The following is a 20,146-nucleotide window of genomic DNA, read 5'->3' on the forward strand; positions in this document are numbered from 1 at the left end:
TGCTTTCACGTTGAATAATAAGTAATACAAATAAACAGTAGCCTGAGTTTAGTCTACGTCCCCATGATGTGCCTGCTTTAATCGCGACGAAATGATCTGGCTCATGGCAGGTCATTTGAATGGCAACACATAAGTTTTGCGGCACGCTGCGCAAGCCAGCAGTTTAATATACCCAATCATTTGATAACCGCTGCCAGTTCTTTAGAATAGGCCGCAATATTCTTTTGTCAGGCGGATGTTAGTGAGGTTGATGTTGTTAAGATTGATATCGTTAAGCTGGATATCATCACCGCTCATCTCGCCAAACCCAACTCAGGAGCCCCTTTATGAGCCAATCCGAAAATTTGTACGCCCAAGCAAAACAGTTAATTCCAGGTGGGGTTAACTCTCCAGTGCGTGCATTCACTGGTGTCGGTGGCGTCCCATTGTTTATCGAACGTGCCGATGGTGCTTTCTTGTTTGACGTCGATGGCAAAGCTTATATCGATTATGTCGGCTCTTGGGGTCCAATGGTGTTAGGCCACAATCACCCAGCGATTCGTCAGGCCGTGATTGAAGCCGTTGAACGTGGTTTAAGTTTCGGTGCACCAACCGAGATGGAAGTGAAAATGGCACAGTTGGTGACCGATCTAGTCCCCACCATGGACATGGTGCGCATGGTCAACTCAGGCACCGAAGCAACCATGAGTGCCATTCGTCTGGCTCGCGGCTTCACTGGGCGCGACAAGATCATCAAGTTTGAAGGCTGCTATCACGGCCATGCGGACTGCCTGCTCGTGAAAGCCGGTTCTGGCGCGCTAACGCTAGGCCAGCCTAATTCACCGGGTGTCCCTGCCGATTTCGCGAAGCACACGCTGACGTGTACTTATAACGATCTCGCCAGTGTGCGCGAAGCCTTTGAGCAATACCCGCAAGATGTGGCTTGTATCATCGTCGAACCGGTCGCCGGTAATATGAACTGCGTGCCGCCATTGCCCGAGTTCTTGCCAGGTCTGCGTGCATTGTGTGATGAGTTTGGTGCGCTACTGATTATTGATGAGGTCATGACGGGTTTTCGTGTAGCACTCGCTGGGGCGCAAGATTATTACAATGTCGTTCCTGACTTAACCTGCTTGGGTAAAATTATCGGTGGCGGCATGCCAGTGGGGGCTTTCGGTGGCCGCCGCGACGTGATGGATGCATTAGCGCCTACGGGGCCGGTCTATCAGGCAGGCACGCTATCCGGCAACCCAATTGCTATGGCGGCGGGTTTTGCTTGTTTGACTGAAGTTGCTCAAGTGGGCATCCATGAAACCCTCACGGAGTTGACCGACTCATTAGCGACAGGTCTGCTACATGCGGCGAAAGCAGAAAATATTCCATTAGTGGTTAACCATGTCGGCGGCATGTTCGGCATCTTCTTTACCGATGCCGAAACCGTGACCTGTTATCAGGATGTGATGAATTGCGATGTTGAACGCTTCAAGCGCTTCTTCCATCTGATGTTGGAAGAAGGTATTTATCTGGCACCTTCTGCTTTCGAAGCCGGTTTTATGTCCGTGGCACACAGCAAAGAAGATATCCAGAGAACTGTGGATGCCGCACGCCGGTGCTTTGCTAAGCTTTAATACGGCATCAATATCCATATGCCATGGCTATTAAGGCGTAATAGCAGTTAAAGCGTAATAGCGGTTAGCGTGCAATAGCCGCTAATGTGTAACAGCAGTTAACGTGTTCAGGTTTATCACCGCTAATTGAACTCGCAGCCTAACGATCGGTATTAATACAAGTCTCTGACATCGGCCTCAGCATCCTCCACTGAGGCCGATGGTGGTTCAAAAAGCGCTTACCGCCCCTGCTTACGTAATAAATAAACGAAATACGGCGCACCGATAAACGTCGCCAACAACCCTGCCGGAATCTGGTTAGGGAACAACAACATTCGACCACACCAATCAGCAAAGACCATCAGCAAACCGCCCAAGATAGCAGCGATAAACAGTTGCGGGATCGCACGGCGAAAGCCCATCATGCGCGCCATATGAGGGGCCATTAGCCCGACAAAACTTAATGGCCCAACGGTCAACGTCGCCGCTGCCGTCATGGTTGCCGCCAACAGCAAAATAGCTAGCCGGCTGGGTGCTAGCGCAACACCGAGGGCTCTGGCGGTCACACTCCCCAAGGGGAGGATCATCAACCAACGGCGGCAAAGAGGGGCTAAGGCAATCAACACCAAAGCGATTAATCCGGTGCTTAATGCTTGCGAGCCATCAACAGCGTAGGTAGAGCCTGAAATCCATGCCAATAACCCCCGCATGCGTGGATCGCCACTGGCTAGCAGCATGGTGATGACCGTGGTAAAGGCGGTGCTTAGTGCGATCCCCGCTAAAAGCATTCTACTTGGGGAGAACCCGCCTCGCCCTGCGACGACCAGTATCAGTAGCAAAGTGAGCGCGGCCCCTATACTGCCCGCAGGGAGTAACCATGCCAGCGCATTACCAGGGACGATGAACATCATAATGACCACGCCGAAAGACGCGCCGGAACTGATCCCCAATACTTCGGGGCTCGCCATCGGGTTACCGGTTAATTTTTGAATCAGCGTCCCCGCGACTGCCAACATCATACCGGCGGCTAACGCCGCCAATACCCGTGGCCAACGCCAATGCAGCAAAGCCTGTAAGTCATCACCACGGATCCAAGTCCAACCTTGGCTGTCGCGGCCAAACATCAGCGCCACCGTCAATCCAGCGAGTAACAGCAATAAACCAGCACTGATCCATAACCCCAAACGCTGCCGTTCAGCGGGCACATTGTCACCAAAATCCATCGACGGCGCCATAGCACTGTGCAAACGGGGGAGTAACCATAATAGCAACGGTGCACCAATCAATGCCGTCGCCGCGCCGGTGGGGATCTCCCGCCAAACTTGCGCCAACCAAACAATGCCCTGATCCGTCACCCAGAGCAGCAAAGCGCCCAGTAAAGGAGCCAGCATAAGGCGCTGTGATAACCGCCGCGCACCAAGAATTTTTGCCAGCAGAGGGGCAAATAAACCAATAAACCCAATCACACCCACAGCATTAACCAACATGGCGCTGAAGATAATGGCTAACCCCAGTGCGCTAAGACGCGCCAGCGATAACCCCAGCCCCAAGTTACGCGCAACACCATCATCCAGCCCCAGCAGGGTGAGCGGGCGAATCAGCAATGCGGCTAATAAGCAGGTTATCAACAAGCGAGGCAGCAAAAACTGCACCGTGCTCCAATCTTGTTGATTCAATGCGCCGCTGCTCCACAAGAACAACCCTTGCAGTTGGTCATAATTGAACAGCGCCAGTAAGTTACTGACCGCACTACAATATAAGCCGAGCACCAGCCCTGCCAGTATCAACGTGACAGGTGACATTCGTTTGCCCCACGCCACGCCAAAAACCAACACACCGATGGTGATACCCCCGGCCATTGCGGCCAGTTGGCGAGTCAATTCGCCGCCGGGTAACATCCACAATGTGGCAATCGTTAAGCCCAGTTGGGCACCAGCAGCGACACCTAACGTGGCTGGCTCGGCCAGCGGATTACGCAGTACTTGCTGGAACAGCACCCCGACCAACCCCAATCCAGCACCGGTCAGCAATGCCACCGCGAGGCGGGGCAACTGGCTGTAGTGGAATAGCATCTGACGCACGTCATCACGGTCGGGCTGCCATAATGCCTCTCGCCAAAGTGAAACCGGCAATAATTGGTGAAGATTATGCAGTGTTAATGCCACGGCAATGATCAACAGCAAGCCCAGCAGTCCCGCAGGCAGCAGCCAGTTTTTACGCAGGTGTTTGGCCATCATGATGCTTTACCCCATACCGGCTCTAACAGGCGGACAAAACGCATGGCAGAGAGCGTCGAGCCATAGAACCAGACTGGCGGTAATATGCGTAATTGATTTTCACGGACAAAAGACATGGACTGCCACAATGGGGTACGCTCAACTTGCTGTAAAATATCGCTATTGCCGTGACTAAAGCAAATGGCCTGCCCCGGTTTTATCATCGCTAAACGCTCAATCCCAACCACCGTGCTGCCCCAAAGGTTCGTCTCCCCTTGCCAAGCATTTTTAATATTCAATTCGTCCAAAACATCCTGAAACAAGCTGCCTTGACCGACGATCAATGCGTGGCGGGTATCCAATAGGGAAAACATCAGTAATGAACCCTGCCCGTGATCAGCGAAGCGCTGACGAGCAGCCAGCATAAAGTTTTTAAAATCAGCGATATGTTGCTCTGCTGCCGCTTCCAATCCTAGCCGTTGCCCTAAAGCTCGTAATGAGTTCTTGCCCACCGCCAGTGGAGAACTCCCTTCTTCGTTGAAGGCGAAACTCATGGAGGGAGCGATAGGCGCGAGCATTTGCGGTGAGGGGCCAAAGCCTTTTGACATCAGGATCAACGACGGAGCCATTTGCTGTAGCAATTCCAGATTGGGTTCAGTGCGTTGGCCAACATCAATGACACTAGCAGGCAGTTCGGGTTCTTCAACCCATAACCGGTAATTATGGGTATCAGCCACGCCATAAGGCGTAACGCCTAGCGAGAGCAACAGTTCCGTGGGGAGCCATTCCAGCGCAACGACACGCCGACTATCCAATATGGGTGGAGCCGACGCCCAACTCGGCAGTGAAGACAGTAATGGCGAGAGCGCCAACGCCGTGAGTAACTTGCGGCGAGTGCGATCAGGCGTGTCTAGTGGGGACTGAATCATAGGAAACGTGGTTTTCATCAATACACGAAACTTACCGGCGCACCACCGGCCGGATGCGGCAAGATTCCCATCGGGATACCGTAAATTTGCTCTAATACAGCTCCTTGCATCAGGCTGTCAGCCGGGCCTTGGGCAATCATTTCTCCACCACGCAATGCCACCAAATGGTCACAGTAGCGGGCCGCCATATTGATATCATGCAGTACGGCAATGACCGTCAAGCCGCGTTCACGGCTAAGGCGCTGAATCAGCCCTAACACTTCGACTTGATGAGCGATGTCCAACGCCGAGGTCGGTTCATCCAGCAACAGGCAGCGGCTATTTTGCGCCACCATCATCGCCAGCCATGCACGCTGGCGTTCACCGCCGGATAAACTATCGACCAATCGATTCGCCAGTGGTTTTAAATCTACCAGCGCGATCGCCTCTTCCACTTGTTGGCGATCTTCCTGCCGAAAACGCCCTAACGCGCCATGCCACGGGTAACGGCCAATCGCGACTAATTCACGCACCGTCATCCCTTCCGCCGCAGGCAATTGTTGTGGCAAATAAGCCACCTCACGCGCAAAGGCTTTATTGTCCCATAGCGCCAATGGCACATCATTGAGTAAGGCTTCGCCACTTGAGGGCGGTTGGTGGCGACCCAGCATTTTTAATAGCGTCGATTTGCCGGAACCATTATGCCCAATCAGCCCGCAGACTTTCCCTTGGGGAAAGGTCAATGACAGTGGCTGCAATAAGGTTCGTCCAGGAACTGAAAAACTCAGCTCTCGGAGTGTGAAGATGCTGGATTGGCTTGCCTGTTGGTCCAAGATAATGCCCTGCTTTGCGCGATTAAGTATCAAGCGAGAAGATAAATCTAAACGATAATAATTATCAAAGTGAAATAATTATCAAAGCCGGTAGTTTATGCGTAACTCACAGCGTACTGCAAGCGCTAAGCCAGCCGATTTAGCCGGATAAAAGGCAAAAAAAAGACCCTTCGAACATAGCGTCGAAGGGTCTTTATCATCAGAACAGTAAGTTACTGCCCGAACATATCTTTGATCCAACCCGCGACACCGTCGCCGTCAGCTTTCGGCTGCTCCGCCGGTGCTGCTGCCTGACACAGCCCTTGCGGGTTTTCAGTCCATACCGGAATCGAGCGCATACCCCCGCCGTCACCGCAGACAAAGTTACCTGCTGAATCAATGTTCATCTGGTTAATTCCTTCCGGTGGCTGCAATACCAACGGCAATGGCGTTTGGTTTTCCAGATAGCGGCGATATAAAGTCAATGCGCCGTTAGCACCGGTTAATTTGGCTGGGCCGTTATTGTCGCGCCCTACCCAAGCAATCGCCACTTCCTTACCGTCGATACCCGCAAACCAGCTATCACGCAGATCATTGGTAGTACCGGTTTTTGCCGCCAGATTGTATTTAGAGAATTTCACTGACAGTGAGCGCGAAGTGCCGCGAGCAACACCTTGTTGCATGGCATACAACGTCAAATACGCGGCCTGTGGTGGTACCATACGCTCTGCCTGCGGGAAACTTTGATACAGCACAGTTCCATCTTCGGCAATGACGGATCGTACCGCCGATAATGGCGCACGGTTCCCGCCACTGGCGATGGTTTGATACTCCTGCGCCACTTCAACCGGCGTTAAGTCAATGGCTCCCAACAACATGGCAGGCACTGGATTAATCACCGATTTGGGGATACCCAAACGCTGTAACATCGCTGTTATCTGATCTAGCCCAACTGACATCCCCAGATTCACCGTTGGCACGTTCAGCGAGTTCGCCAGTGCATCGACCAACATCACCTGACCACGGAACTGGCGGTCATAGTTTTTCGGCTGCCAAGACGAGCCATTCGGTAGCTTGATAGACAGTGGTTGGTCCGACAGCCACGTATTCAGGCGGTATTTATCTGGCTCACTAAGGGCCGTTAGATAAGTCGGCGGCTTGGCGAGTGACCCCACTAAACGGCGCGCCTGCATTGCTCGGTTAAAACCGGCAAATTGCGGCTGTGCGCCGCCTACCATGGCACGAACTTCACCGCTGAAGCGATCGACAACCACCATCGCCGCTTCCAAATCATCCAAGTGACGTGCGGCTCGCAGAGCAGGAATACCGTCTTCGATGGCTTTTTCTGCTGCATCTTGGGAAACCGGATCCAGCGTGGTGAAAATCTTCACGCCAGATAAATCGTTGATCTTGTCACCCAGCTTTTGTTGCAGCTCTTGACGCACCATCTGCATAAACGCAGGTTGAGGCGTAATAACACCGCCTTTCGGCTGGACGCCCAATGGACGGGCGCTAAGCATGGTGTAAAGCTCGGCGTCGATCACCCCCTGATTCTGCAACAGGCGTAGCACCAGATTACGGCGTTCAAGCGCTAGCTTAGGGTTACGCCACGGGTTATACAGCGACGCACCTTTCACCATCCCCACCAGCATAGCTTGCTGGTCGAGGCTCAGCTCATCCACTGGACGCCCAAAGTAATACAGGCTCGCCAGCGGGAAACCACGAATCTGATCACTGCCACTCTGACCGAGGTACACCTCGTTCAGATAAAGCTCCAGAATACGGTCTTTGCTGTAACGGTAATCCACCAACAGTGCCATATAGGCTTCGTTGGCTTTACGCCACAGCGAGCGTTCGTTAGTCAGGAACAGGTTTTTGACCAACTGCTGCGTGAGGGTACTCCCGCCCTGCACCGCCTTACCAGCCGTCAGGTTAGCCAGCATCGCACGGCCAATTGAATACGGGCTGATGCCATCATGCTCATAGAAATGGCGGTCTTCTGTTGCCAGCAAGGTATCCACCAGCAAATCGGGGAAACCAGCACGTGGCACAAACAGGCGCTGTTCACCGTTAGGGGATTGCAGCATGGTAATCAGCTTAGGATCGAGGCGTAAAAAGCCAAAATCACGCTGACTGTCCAGATTTTGAATCTGGGCTAGACGATCATTTTTAAACACCAAGCGGGCGCGAATTTGGCCCTCTTTGGCATCAGGGAAATCAAACGGGCGGCGTAAGATCTCAATATTATCGCCCTGCACGGTAAACTCACCTGGGCGAGTCATGCGGCTCACCTGACGGTATTGCATCCCTTCCAGCAGATCGACCATCTCTTTTTTGCTGTAGGACATGCCCGGTTCGAGGTTAACCATACGGCCATAGACGGCGGCGGGCAGTTGCCACACTTTGCCATCGATACGGCTGCGGATTTGGGAATCGAGGTAGACCCCATAAACGGCTAGCACAACGGCACCGACCAAGAACAGTTTGATCAATAACCCAAGCCAGCGGCGTTTTTTGCGGGGGGGACGTGATGCTACCTTTCTTGGCATCGGTTCTTCCTCGTCGTCATAGTCATCATCGTCGTGGTCGTCATCATCCAAATAGTCTTCTTCGTATTCATCTTCATCACGCCGCCGGCGCAGTGGCCGTTTCGGTGCGGCTTTGGGTTGGGCTTTCTTGCCCTTGCGCCCTATTGGCTCGCGATCATCCCCAGACATGTCTTTCTCTCCACGCGCATTGGCGATTATTGCGGCTTAATGTGTTCCCCAATGCCCTTAATGGAAAGGGGAAACATCTGAAATTATGGGTGGTTAACCAGAGGATATTATTTATCCTGATACTTCTTTGTTCTGCGGGTCGGGCGAGTATTGGCAGGGTCATCCGGCCAAACATGTTTGGGATAACGCCCTTTCATCTCTTTTTGTACTTCTCGATAGGCCCCCTGCCAGAAAGCGGCTAAATCACCGGTAATCTGTAGCGGCCGATGGGCCGGAGAAAGCAGTTCAAGCACCACGGCTACCCGCCCGTTAGCCAGCATTGGGCTCTGTTGCTCACCGAAAACTTCCTGTAAGCGCACAGCCAACACAGGAGGCCGGTCGATTTCATAGCGAATCGGTAGGCGGCTATCCGTGGGCACAGTGTAATGAGTTGGTAGCTCAGTATCCAGCCGTTGACGTTGCTGCCAGTTCAATAAGCGGGTCAATGCCTCGACGAGGTTCACTTGACGCAGCCGTTTAAGGTCACGCACGCCCGATAACGAAGGCTGTAACCATAGCTCAAGCTTACCCAATAAGCTGTCATCATCAACCGCGGGCCACTGCTCCTCTGAAAGCCAGTTGCTGGCGCATTGCAAGCGAGTACGAAGCTGTTCGGCATGGTCATCCCAATTCAACACTTGTAGCCCTTGCTCGCGCACCCAATGCAACAAAGCAGATTGTAATGCCTCATCACTGGGCTTTGCCAATGGCTGCGCACGTAGCGTTAACCGCCCAACTTGCCAGCGCCGCCAAGCCCGTAGCGTTCCTTTTGTTTCGTCCCACTCCACGGTAGTTTGTTCGTCCACCAACCGAGGAAGTTGTTTTGTCAGATTGTCGATATCAATGGGCAATGCCAGCAAAATGCGCGCATCTGGCCCACTATTACTTTGTAGTAAGCTGGCTGCCACCAGCCAAGGTGAGCGTGACAGCGCCTCGTCTTGCGCCATGGCTGCCCCCATACCGTTAGCCAACAGATAGCGACCATCTTGCCCACGTTGCTGTGCAATGCGATCGGGATAAGCCTGTGCGAGTAACTGGCCCGCAAGATCACTGTCAACTGACCCCGCTTGCCCATTGATTCTTTGCGTCAATTGCCGAGCACGCCGTTGCCAATGGGGCTGAGGACGGCTTAGCCAATCATGTAAATCAATCTGGCCAGAACGGGGCGGTTCTTCCAAAATGGCCGCCAACAGCGCTGCTGTGGCCAGCGCATCCGGACTTTGTTCGGCAGCAAAACAGAGCATCGCCGCCAACCGTGGCTCACAGCCTAAACGGGCCATCGCACGCCCTGTACTGGTCACGCGGCCGGTGGTATCAATCGCACCTAATCGCTGCAATAACTCGCGCGCGACAGCCAGCGCCGTTAATGGCGGAGAATCAAGCCAAATGAGTTGTGTCGCATCCTGACAGCCCCAATTCAACAGCTCCAACCACAGGCTACAGAGATCACTGTTTAGGATTTCCGGCTCGCTGTATTCCGCTGCCCGCTCGGCCTGCTCTTTGGCAAACAGATGCCAGCAAATTCCGGGTTCCAAACGCCCTGCTCGCCCCGCACGTTGCACCATCGACGCCTGACTAATGCGTTGGGTGACTAAGCGTGTTAAGCCGTTTTTGACATCAAAACGCGCGACCCGTTCCAATCCACTATCGACCACTAACCGGATACCCTCAATCGTGAGGCTGGTTTCCGCAATGTTAGTCGCCAATACCACTTTGCGTCGGCCAACTGGCGCAGGCTGGATCGCTTTTTGCTGCTCGCTGAGCGGTAGCGCGCCGTACAACGGACAGAGGTCAGTATCATGGGCCACTTCCCCCTGCAAACGCTCCATGACCCGATGAATTTCACCGACACCGGGTAAAAACAGCAACAAAGAGCCAGATTGCTCATTAAGCAAACGTTTTACCCGATTGGCGATACCATCCTCTAGCCGTTCGTGGCTCGATAACGGCTGATAGCTTCGCTCAACAGGGAAACTGCGCCCCGCGGAAACAATCGCAGGTGCGGCAGGTAAAAGGGTGGAAAGGCGCGAATTATCAAGCGTCGCCGACATCAGTAGCAGCGTCAGATCATCCCGTAGCCCCTGCTGCACATCCAGCAATAACGCCAACGCCAAATCAGCCTGCAAGCTGCGCTCATGGAATTCATCAAGGATAACCAAGGAGACGCCCGTGAGCATGGGGTCTTGCTGCAACATGCGCGTCAAAATGCCTTCGGTGACCACCTCTAGACGTGTTTCTGGCCCGCTTTTGCTTTCAGCCCGCATCCGATAACCTACCGTCTGGCCCGGCTGTTCGCCCAATTGCTCTGCCAAACGATAAGCGACATTTTTCGCCGCCAAGCGCCGTGGTTCCAGCATGATAATACGGCCCGCGAAGCCACCATATTTTAGGGTTTGCAGCGGCAACCACGTCGATTTCCCTGCCCCCGTCGGGGCATGGAGCAAGACTTGCGGTGAGTTTTGCAGCGCGGCCATTATCTCGTTGAGCACTTCACCTACCGGCAAAGCGGCCATCGCATCACTTTCTCTCAAACTCACCACATTCTTCCCTCTGCTCTCCACATTCATCGTCAGCCATTATACCATCATGACCCTGTAGCGTATTTAGCAGAGTGATTATGCCAACCTAATGATTAATGCCGTTGATAAAACTAACTGCCGCCGTCTGTTCTTTGCACTGGCACTGCCTAAGCCGCTACAACAAGGCATTATGCAGTGGCGGGCAGACCATCTCCCGCCAGAGGCAGGCCGCCCGATTGCCGCAGCTAATCTGCACCTGACACTGGCTTTCCTCGGTGAGGTGAGCGCTGCCAAAGCCCAAGTATTACAACAACAAGCGGGTCGCATCAGTCAATCAGGCTTTAACGTCATGTTAGATGATATTGGTCATTGGCCCAGTTCCGGCGTGGTATGGCTCGGTTGTAAAAACCCACCTCGAGGGCTATTACAGTTGGCACAATTGCTGCGCTCACAGGCCGCACGCAGTGGTTGTTATCAAACGCCGCTGCCTTTTCATCCCCATGTGACCCTACTGCGTGGCGCTGTGCGCCCCGTCGCTCTACCTGCCAAAACCCAAAATGAAAGCTTCTGCGTGGACCATTTCTCATTGTATGAATCCGTTTTCGCACGTGGTCGTACTCGTTATAACGTCATTCAAAGCTGGCCGTTGGCGGACAGTACCAAGGATATCTGATGCCCATTAAACCCTTACTGTCGTATGCGCCAAAATTACAATCGGCCACACTAATTCAGCGGTATAAACGATTTTTAGCTGATATTGTGACGCCCGCCGGAGAATCATTAACCATTCATTGCGCTAATACAGGAGCGATGACCGGATGCGCTACGCCAGGAGATACCGTTTGGTATTCGACCTCGGAAAATCCGAAACGTAAGTATCCCCACAGTTGGGAACTGACGCATACCCAAGAGGGGGATTGGATCTGCGTAAATACGATGCGTGCCAATGAGTTAGTCAATTTAGCGATAGATAATAATCAGATCATTGAATTATCTGGTTACACTTCTGTCAAAAGAGAAGTTAAGTATGGGGATGAGAACAGCCGTATAGACTTGTTATTGCAGGCAGAAAATAGGTCTAACTGCTATATTGAAGTCAAGTCGGTCACCTTATTACAGCAACAGTGTGGGTATTTCCCGGATGCTGTCACCCTGCGGGGACAAAAGCATCTCAGGGAGTTACAAAGCATGGTTGCCGACGGTCACCGGGCGGTACTTTTTTTTGCCGTATTGCATACGGGTATCAGGCAAGTTTCTGCTGCCCGACACATTGACAATCGCTATGCAGAGTTGCTGGCCCAGGCTCAGCAAGCAGGAGTGGAGGTTATTTGCTACGGTTTTCAACTATCGCCTGACGGTATTGCATTGGATGTTCGCTTACCGTTATTACTGGACGAAACGCTGTCACCAAAAGCGCTGAATAAAAAAGCGATTATGGGGTCAAGCGACTCGCTAGATACGCCTTCCTTCACATCATTGTCAAGCAGGCGACAGGAATAATTGCCAACCTACCTTCCTTCTGTTATTTATAGCGGCCTGATTTTTCCCCGTCTTGGGGATTTCGATAGTGCGTATGAATGTAGGAGAAGCATCATGCAAGAAGGGCAAAAACGTAAAACCTCGTCCTTGAGCATTCTCGCCATCGCTGGGGTAGAGCCGTACCAAGAGAAGCCCGGCGAAGAGTATATGAATGCCGCCCAGTTGTTGCACTTCAAGCTGATCCTTGAAGCATGGCGCAACCAACTCAGGGATGAAGTCGACCGTACTGTATCGCACATGCAAGACGAAGCGGCTAATTTCCCTGATCCGGTAGACCGTGCCGCACAGGAAGAAGAGTTTAGTCTTGAACTTCGCAACCGCGACCGTGAGCGTAAACTGATCAAAAAGATCGAGAAAACGCTGAAGAAAGTTGAGGATGACGATTTCGGCTTCTGCGAATCTTGTGGCGTAGAGATCGGTATTCGCCGTCTGGAAGCGCGGCCAACTGCAGATTTGTGCATTGACTGTAAAACCTTAGCCGAAATCCGCGAAAAGCAGATGGCTGGTTAATAAGCATACCCCCATTTATTGGCGTTGCACTCATAACCCTGCAACGCCTAGAACGACGGGTAAATACGGTGTCTGAACTCTTTCCGGCACCGTATTTCATAAGCTGGATTCCCTTTCCCTATTTTTATGCCCGATAATATCCATCACTCTGACCCTAAGCAGAATCAGTATGTCGGCCGCTTTGCGCCCTCCCCCTCTGGCGATTTGCATTTCGGTTCATTGATTGCGGCACTGGGGAGCTATTTGCAAGCTCGCGCTCAAGGTGGGCAATGGCTCGTTCGCATTGAGGATATTGATCCCCCACGTGAAATCCCAGGTGCAGCGGCACGCATTCTCGCCACATTAGACCATTATGGTCTTCATTGGGACGGCTCTGTTATCTATCAGTCTCAGCGCCATGAAGCTTATCGCGCAACATTAGACTGGTTGGCGCAACAAGAGCTGAGCTATTATTGCACTTGTACCCGTAGCCGAATTCAGCAAATCGGGGGCTACTACGACGGTTATTGCCGTGAACGCCATTTGCCCGCCAACGGTGCCGCCATTCGCTTGCGACAGACTCTGCCGGTTTATGCCTTTTATGATAAATTGCTCGGTGAACTGCATGCCGATCCTGCACTGGCAAAAGAAGATTTTATTATTCGCCGCCGAGATGGCTTATTCGCCTATAATCTGGCTGTTGTGGTCGATGACGCTTTTCAAGGTGTCACGGAAATCGTGCGCGGAGCTGATTTGATTGAGCCGACGGTGCGCCAAATCGCGCTTTATCAACAGTTGCAGCAACCGGTTCCCAGCTATGTGCATTTGCCATTGGCGTTGAATCATGACGGTAATAAGCTATCCAAGCAAAATCATGCGCCGCCGCTGCCAAATGGTGATCCGCGACCAGTGTTAGTTGAAGCGCTGACGTTTTTGCGTCAACCGTTACCTGAAAATTGGCAAGATCTTGATTTAACATTATTATTACGTTTTGCCGTCGAAAACTGGACGTTGGCAACTATTCCTGCCTCAGGATTTCAGGGTCAATAGGCCCAATTTCAGCAGGCTGATAATTGCCGCTGAAAACACAACAGCATTCTCAAAAGAAGTATGGTGAGCTATGATTAGCCGCTGTTTTTCTGTCGTTCTGATATTTATTAGCCACTATCGAGGTGTACCATTTTTACCCGAGTAGCCAATTTCTGCCGTAAAGTACTGATTCGCGATGATAAATCGACCCGCGATAGCAAAACTGACCGTGACGACTCGGCCCGTGATAGCAGTACCCGTAAAGATAATGTGCGCGGTGAAGATAACGTGGCCCGCAAAGAAAGAAGGCCCGCCAGAGCAAATACTGGGCGCAAGAATCATGCGGCATCGGCTTCGCAAGAGAGTCCAATGACGATTATTCCGCGAGATCAGCACAATATTTCTCGTAGAGAAATCAGCGATAATGCGCTGAAGGTGCTCTATCGCCTGAATAAATCTGGCTATGAAGCCTATCTGGTTGGCGGCGGTGTTCGCGACTTGTTGCTGGGCAAAAAGCCCAAAGATTTTGATATCACCACCAGCGCGACCCCAGAACAAGTGCGGAAATTATTTCGTAACTGCCGTCTGGTCGGCCGCCGTTTCCGTCTGGCCCACGTCATGTTTGGCCCAGAAATTATTGAAGTAGCGACCTTCCGCGGTCACCACGAGCAACAGCAAGCCGAAGATAGTGATAAAAACTCTTCCCAGCAGGCACAAAATGGCATGCTGTTGCGTGACAACATTTTTGGCACCATTGAAGATGACGCACAACGTCGCGATTTCACCATTAATAGCCTCTATTACGGCATTTCAGATTTTGCGCTGCGTGATTACACCGGTGGCTTACGTGATCTGAATGAGGGCATTATCCGGCTGATTGGTGACCCAGAAACACGCTACCGTGAAGATCCGGTGCGGATGCTGCGAGCAGTGCGTTTTGCCGCTAAATTGGATATGACGATCAGCCCAGAAACCGCTGAGCCAATCCCGCGTATGGCATCATTGTTGCGTGATATCCCACCCGCTCGTTTGTTTGAGGAATCTCTCAAACTGCTGCAATCGGGTTATGGCTACAAAACCTATTTAAAACTGTGTGAATACCAACTGTTCCAGCCATTATTCCCGCTGATTGCCCGTAACTTTACTGAGCAGCATGACTCCCCGATGGAGCGCATACTGGTTCAAGTGCTGAAAAACACTGACCATCGTCTGCATAATGATCAGCGCGTCAATCCGGCCTTCTTGTTTGCCGCGATGCTTTGGTACCCACTGATTGAGCATGCGCAGAAGTTAACGCAAGAAAGTGGGCTGGCCTACTACGATGCTTTCGCTTTGGCAATGAACGATGTGCTGGATGAAGAGTGCCGTTCACTGGCGATACCAAAGCGTATTACTTCGTTGGTACGGGATATCTGGCTGCTGCAATTACGTCTGTCTCGCCGCCAAGGTAAACGTGCGCACAAGCTGATGGAGCATCCTAAATTCCGCGCTGCTTATGATCTATTGGCGCTGCGTGCCGAAGTGGAAAACAACCATGAGTTGCAACGTCTTGCACAGTGGTGGGGGGAATTCCAAGAAGCAACGCCACTGCAACAGAAAAATATGCTGAATACATTAGGGGCAGATCCGGCACCACGCCGCTCCCGAACTCGTCGCCCGCGTAAACCTGCGCCACGCAAAGAAGGGGCATAATTCGCATCATGATCCGAGTCTATATCGCGCTGGGAAGTAATCAGTCCATACCACTTCAGCAGGTTAAAACTGCGTTGGAGGCATTGGCACATTTGCCGCGCACTCGGTTAGTGGCGTGTTCGCCTTTTTATCGCACCAAGCCCTTAGGCCCGCAGGATCAACCCGATTTTCTCAATGCGGTGGTTGCTCTGGATACGTCACTGCCACCAGAGCAATTGCTGGATCACACTCAAGCCATTGAGCGCAATCAGGGGAGAGTCAGGAAAGAACAACGCTGGGGACCGCGGACATTGGATCTGGATATTATGCTGTACGGCGATCAGGTGATAACAACTGACCGCCTGACAGTACCGCATTATGGTTTGAAAGAGCGTGAGTTTATGTTGTATCCACTCGCAGACATCGCACCTGATCTCATTTTCCCCGATGGCGAAGCACTTGCTACGCGCTTAGCATTAGTGGATAAAAATGGTCTTGTACCTTGGTAACCCGCCCCAAACACTGATAATCTCGAACGATAATAAGCCTACTATTCCTATCTGATATCTCCTTTCCATTTTAACCCCATTTCAGGAGAAAGAGTGATGAAAGCCACCACCATGAGCCACTTACGCCAATGGAAACAAGAAAAGCGTAAGTTCGCCACACTGACCGCCTATGATGCCAGTTTTGCCCAGTTATTCGCCGAGCAGGGTATTGAAGTCCTGCTGGTGGGAGATTCACTCGGTATGACCTTGCAAGGGTTTGACTCAACGCTCCCGGTCACCATCACTGATGTGGCATACCATACCCGTGCCGTGCGCCGTGGCGCGCCTCATTGCCTGTTATTGGCTGATATGCCGTTTATGAGTTATGCCACACCGGAGCAAACATTTACTAATGCGGCAGAGCTGATGCGTGCTGGGGCCAACATGGTCAAACTGGAAGGCGGTAGCTGGTTATGCGATACCGTTCGCATGTTAGCAGAGCGTGCCGTTCCTGTTTGCGGCCACTTAGGGCTAACACCACAGTCAGTGAATATCTTTGGCGGTTACAAAGTGCAAGGCCGTGAAGAAGTGGCGGCCAATCAGTTGCTAAAAGATGCCTTGGCCCTCGAACTTGCCGGTGCGCAATTATTGGTGTTGGAGTGCGTTCCCGTTGCGTTGGCAAAACAAGTCAGTGAAGAGCTATCGATCCCAGTTATTGGGATTGGTGCAGGAAATGTGACCGATGGCCAGATTCTCGTTATGCATGATGCGCTGGGCATTACAGGCGGTCATACCCCTAAATTCAGCAAAAACTTCTTAGCGCAAAGTGCGGGTGATATTCGCGCGGCCATTAAGCTGTATATCCAAGAAGTTGAAAGTGGTGTCTACCCTGCTGAAGAGCACACCTTCCAGTAAGTTATTATTGACAAATTATCTCCATAGAACTTGGCATTGTAGTTGATAGCAAGAGCATGTACACCGATGAACGGACTCAATTCAGTTCATCGGGTATATGAACCTCGCTCCCCCCTACAACGTCAAGCGTAAAGGGGGGAGGAAAGAAATGCTGATAATCGAAACTCTGCCACTCCTACGCCAGCAAATGCGCCGTTGGCGTCAAGAGGGTAAGCGTGTCGCGTTGGTCCCCACGATGGGCAACCTACATGAAGGGCATATGACGTTAGTGGAAGATGCCAAAACTCGCGCTGATGTGGTGGTGGTGAGTATTTTCGTCAACCCAATGCAATTTGAACGTGCTGATGATTTGGCTCACTACCCACGAACCTTGCAAGAAGATTGCGAAAAGCTGACGCGACACGGCGTTGATTTAGTGTTTGCCCCCGCCGCCGCCGATGTTTATCCCGCAGGGCTAGAAAGTCAGACGTATGTTGACGTGCCGGCGCTATCGACCATTTTGGAAGGCGCTAGCCGCCCTGGGCATTTCCGTGGTGTTTCAACCATTGTTAGCAAGCTGTTTAATCTGGTGCAGCCGGATATTGCCTGTTTTGGCGAAAAAGATTACCAGCAGTTAGCACTGATCCGCAAAATGGTGGCGGATATGGGATACGACATCAATATTGTCGGCGTCCCGATTGTCCGCGCTAAAGATGGATTAGCCTTAAGCTCACGTAATGGATATTTGACTGCCGAAGAGCGGAAAATTGCTCCCCAGCTCTATAAGATCATGCAAGCACTGGCAGAGAAGCTCACCGCCGGTGAACGGCAAATTGATGATTTACTCGCAGAGACTGCCGAGCAGTTACGGCTTGCCGGTTTTACCCCAGATGAATTGTTTATCCGCGACGCAGAGACCTTGCAATCACTGACGGTAGACAGCAAACAAGCCGTGATTCTAATGGCGGCTTGGTTAGGTAAAGCGCGGCTAATCGATAACCAGCAAGTGAATCTGCGCGACTGATTCTCATTGGGGCATTTCTATCGCATCGTGATAGACAAGTGATATAAAATCAGCAAAACTGAGCAATTGGTTCGGGATCAGTTGATGACAGAATCGGGTTTCGCTTAATCGGGGTCAAAGGTAAGAGTTATGATACGCACTATGTTGCAAGGCAAACTGCATCGAGTCAAAGTCACTCAAGCTGATTTGCACTATGAAGGTTCCTGCGCCATTGATCAGGATTTTCTGGAAGCCGCGGGTATTCTGGAATATGAAGCGATCGATATTTATAACGTTGATAATGGTCAGCGTTTTTCTACTTATGCCATCGCTGCTGAGCGTGGCTCACGGATTATCTCTGTGAATGGCGCAGCAGCGCGCTGCGCTTGTGTGGGCGATAAGCTGATTATCTGTTCATATGTGCAGATGTCAGATGCTGAGGCTCGCCTGCATCACCCGAAAGTCGCTTATTTCGAGGGTGAGAATCAGTTGCAGCGTAGGGCTAAGGCTGTTCCGGTTCAGGTTGCCTAATTACCCTTCGCCCTTGACGTGACAGCGGTGTTGGCTACGTTCACTTACCCGAATCACTTACTGATGTAAGCTCATCGGGATGCGTTTACTTGCCGCCTTGCTGTCACGCCAATGACTTTGGGTATTTCCCTTCGATCTTAACGCGACAGCGGTGTTGGCTACGTTCACTTACCCGAATCACTTACTGATGCAAGCTCATCGGGATGCGTTTACTTGCCGCCTTGCTGTCACGCCAATGACTTTGGGTATTCCCCTTCGATCTTAACGCGACAGCCGTATTGGCTACGTTCACTTACTGGCTTTATGCGATAAAAAATGGCGCCTTACGAGAGCGCCATTTTTCTTTTTATCCGCCTATATAACCAACTGGCTAATCAGACTCCATCACTGCTGGAGCTGGCGTCACCTGACCTGGCTCATTGGCAATCCGCTCGGCCATGGTTGGAATTGAATCAGTACGCAAAATATAAAGCCGCTTCAGTGTAAATGGATTATCACCCGGTTTAACTTTGCCCTGCATCGTCGTCACCGCTAAATGGAAACCTGCATTTTTTGCTGCATCAATGGCGGTTTGATTAAACCCGCCAAAGGGGTATGACAGGAAAATAACATGCGGATTAAATTGCGATAACGCACGGCGTGAATGCTCAAAATCAAAAACAATATTATGATAAGAACGACTCAATAAAATTGGGTTACGCTTATTATCTGTCCGATGTAAAAAATGTGTATGAGATTGAATATCAAATACATCCTGAATCTCTTTCAGCTCAGCAATACTCATAAACTGTAATGAGTCAGGATTCCATTTTTGTGGGTGCCGCTTAATTCGAGATGAAATAATAAACGCCGTGGCTCGGAAACCATTTTCTTTCAAAATGGGGTACGCATAGCGATGGACGGATTTAAGGCCATCATCAAATGTCAGCACCACGACTTTTGCTGGCAGGTTTATCTTATTGTTCAGATAGCCTTCAAGCTGATAAAGCGAAATGGTGTCGTAACCCGTCTGCTTGAGATAGGTCATCTGGTTACTGAATGCCGCATCAGACGTGGTGGTCGAGGTATTTAAGAAACGCTTATTTTCCTCATTTCGCAGCATATGGTGATAAGTCAGAATGGGAATACCGTTGTCGATTTCAGCATCAACACTGCTGACATACCCCAAGCGGTCCCCAATATTGACCTGATACCAAGTATTACCTGACTTATCTTTCAGCTTACCGACAATGGGGTAGCGCAAATTCTCTTCCAGCGTGGCAAATTGCTCGCTGTCGGCATCCGCCGCGAGATAAACCGTAGTAGTACGTTTGATCAGAATATTTTGGTTCGGCAACGGTTTATTCAGATCGCCTAGAATATCATTGGTTTTTCGCGCTTTATTGATATCGCGTAAATCGTTTTTATCAATAAAACCAATACCGTTACCAAATTTAAATTCATAGTATTCTGCCGCAGCAGGCAACACCTGAATAAGTTGATCTTCTTTTATCTCACCGACAGGAATGACCCGTTCGCCGACGAGCGAATATATTTCGCTATCGCGTTCCGCAACCATATATTTCGGGAGGAGTACCGCTTCTTCAGGCAAGAGATCTGCATGGGTTGCCGGCATCATTACCGACATGACAACACCGAGTAGCATCCCAATAGCTATTCTGTTTTTATGCCACATTATCGTTCTACTTATGCGCATTCGGCGCTG

At 51.3% G+C, this 20,146-nt stretch carries 16 protein-coding genes and 1 pseudogene; 10 read left to right on the forward strand and 7 right to left on the reverse strand.

What is annotated here, in order from left to right:
- Positions 1-326 precede the first annotated feature (326 nt).
- Positions 327-1,607: a glutamate-1-semialdehyde 2,1-aminomutase gene (gene hemL, locus BN68_RS09975; RefSeq protein ID WP_019211030.1), complete on the forward strand. Its 1,281-nt coding sequence runs from the start codon at positions 327-329 to the stop codon at positions 1,605-1,607.
- Positions 1,608-1,825: 218 nt separating this feature from the next.
- Here hemL and fhuB read toward each other — a convergent pair whose 3' ends face one another.
- The 5 genes from fhuB to hrpB form a co-directional block, all read right to left on the reverse strand.
- Positions 1,826-3,823, reverse strand: a complete 1,998-nt coding sequence (gene fhuB, locus BN68_RS09980; RefSeq protein WP_019211031.1) for a Fe(3+)-hydroxamate ABC transporter permease FhuB — start codon at positions 3,821-3,823, stop codon at positions 1,826-1,828.
- Positions 3,820-4,731 carry a Fe(3+)-hydroxamate ABC transporter substrate-binding protein FhuD gene (gene fhuD / locus BN68_RS09985; protein ID WP_186375656.1) on the reverse strand — a complete coding sequence of 304 codons (912 nt, stop codon included), beginning with the start codon at positions 4,729-4,731 and terminating at the stop codon, positions 3,820-3,822. The genes fhuB and fhuD overlap by 4 nt, the downstream gene beginning before the upstream one ends.
- A gap of 17 nt (positions 4,732-4,748) precedes the next feature.
- Positions 4,749-5,543, reverse strand: coding sequence for a Fe3+-hydroxamate ABC transporter ATP-binding protein FhuC (gene fhuC, locus BN68_RS09990; RefSeq protein ID WP_019211033.1), 795 nt, complete (start codon positions 5,541-5,543; stop codon positions 4,749-4,751).
- 212 nt (positions 5,544-5,755) lie between these two features.
- Entirely contained in the window at positions 5,756-8,239 is a 2,484-nt protein-coding gene (gene mrcB, locus BN68_RS09995) for a bifunctional glycosyl transferase/transpeptidase (protein WP_019211034.1), read from the reverse strand.
- Between the two features lie 107 nt (positions 8,240-8,346).
- Positions 8,347-10,845 carry an ATP-dependent helicase HrpB gene (gene hrpB / locus BN68_RS10000; RefSeq protein ID WP_042806625.1) on the reverse strand — a complete coding sequence of 833 codons (2,499 nt, stop codon included), beginning with the start codon at positions 10,843-10,845 and terminating at the stop codon, positions 8,347-8,349.
- A gap of 61 nt (positions 10,846-10,906) precedes the next feature.
- Here hrpB and thpR point away from each other — a divergent pair, with 61 nt between their 5' ends.
- From thpR to gluQRS, 4 genes and pseudogenes are all read left to right on the forward strand, one after another.
- Positions 10,907-11,470, forward strand: coding sequence for an RNA 2',3'-cyclic phosphodiesterase (gene thpR / locus BN68_RS10005; RefSeq protein WP_019211035.1), 564 nt, complete (start codon positions 10,907-10,909; stop codon positions 11,468-11,470).
- Positions 11,470-12,204: pseudogene (sfsA, locus tag BN68_RS10010) on the forward strand (DNA/RNA nuclease SfsA); the annotation flags it as partial. The gene thpR and the pseudogene sfsA, both read left to right, overlap by 1 nt.
- 186 nt (positions 12,205-12,390) lie before the next feature.
- Positions 12,391-12,846: an RNA polymerase-binding protein DksA gene (dksA, locus tag BN68_RS10015; RefSeq protein WP_004875059.1), complete on the forward strand. Its 456-nt coding sequence runs from the start codon at positions 12,391-12,393 to the stop codon at positions 12,844-12,846.
- A 126-nt stretch (positions 12,847-12,972) separates the two neighbouring features.
- A complete protein-coding gene (gene gluQRS, locus BN68_RS10020; RefSeq protein ID WP_019211037.1) occupies positions 12,973-13,875 on the forward strand; it encodes a tRNA glutamyl-Q(34) synthetase GluQRS in 903 nt (300 codons plus the stop codon).
- Between the two features lie 114 nt (positions 13,876-13,989).
- Here gluQRS and BN68_RS24335 read toward each other — a convergent pair whose 3' ends face one another.
- Positions 13,990-14,196 carry a hypothetical protein gene (locus BN68_RS24335; protein WP_042806688.1) on the reverse strand — a complete coding sequence of 69 codons (207 nt, stop codon included), beginning with the start codon at positions 14,194-14,196 and terminating at the stop codon, positions 13,990-13,992.
- Between the two features lie 27 nt (positions 14,197-14,223).
- On the opposite strand from BN68_RS24335, the gene pcnB reads away from it, so the two are divergent.
- The 5 genes from pcnB to panD all read left to right on the forward strand — a co-directional run bounded on the left by pcnB (position 14,224) and on the right by panD (position 18,441).
- Complete coding sequence (pcnB, locus tag BN68_RS10030) at positions 14,224-15,546, forward strand: polynucleotide adenylyltransferase PcnB (RefSeq protein ID WP_315850419.1); 1,323 nt, start codon at positions 14,224-14,226, stop codon at positions 15,544-15,546.
- Positions 15,547-15,554: 8 nt separating this feature from the next.
- Positions 15,555-16,034 (forward strand): 2-amino-4-hydroxy-6-hydroxymethyldihydropteridine diphosphokinase, encoded by a 480-nt coding sequence (gene folK / locus BN68_RS10035; protein ID WP_019211039.1) that lies wholly within the window; start codon positions 15,555-15,557, stop codon positions 16,032-16,034.
- A 96-nt stretch (positions 16,035-16,130) separates the two neighbouring features.
- Positions 16,131-16,928 (forward strand): 3-methyl-2-oxobutanoate hydroxymethyltransferase, encoded by a 798-nt coding sequence (gene panB, locus BN68_RS10040; RefSeq protein WP_019211040.1) that lies wholly within the window; start codon positions 16,131-16,133, stop codon positions 16,926-16,928.
- A 148-nt stretch (positions 16,929-17,076) separates the two neighbouring features.
- Positions 17,077-17,931 carry a pantoate--beta-alanine ligase gene (gene panC / locus BN68_RS10045; protein ID WP_019211041.1) on the forward strand — a complete coding sequence of 285 codons (855 nt, stop codon included), beginning with the start codon at positions 17,077-17,079 and terminating at the stop codon, positions 17,929-17,931.
- A gap of 129 nt (positions 17,932-18,060) precedes the next feature.
- Positions 18,061-18,441, forward strand: a complete 381-nt coding sequence (gene panD, locus BN68_RS10050; RefSeq protein ID WP_019211042.1) for an aspartate 1-decarboxylase — start codon at positions 18,061-18,063, stop codon at positions 18,439-18,441.
- A gap of 370 nt (positions 18,442-18,811) precedes the next feature.
- Here panD and BN68_RS10055 read toward each other — a convergent pair whose 3' ends face one another.
- A complete protein-coding gene (locus tag BN68_RS10055) occupies positions 18,812-20,116 on the reverse strand; it encodes a polysaccharide deacetylase family protein (RefSeq protein WP_042806627.1) in 1,305 nt (434 codons plus the stop codon).
- Positions 20,117-20,146: the final 30 nt, after the last annotated feature.

The sequence above is a fragment of the Yersinia massiliensis CCUG 53443 genome (assembly GCF_000312485.1).
GTDB lineage: Bacteria > Pseudomonadota > Gammaproteobacteria > Enterobacterales > Enterobacteriaceae > Yersinia > Yersinia massiliensis.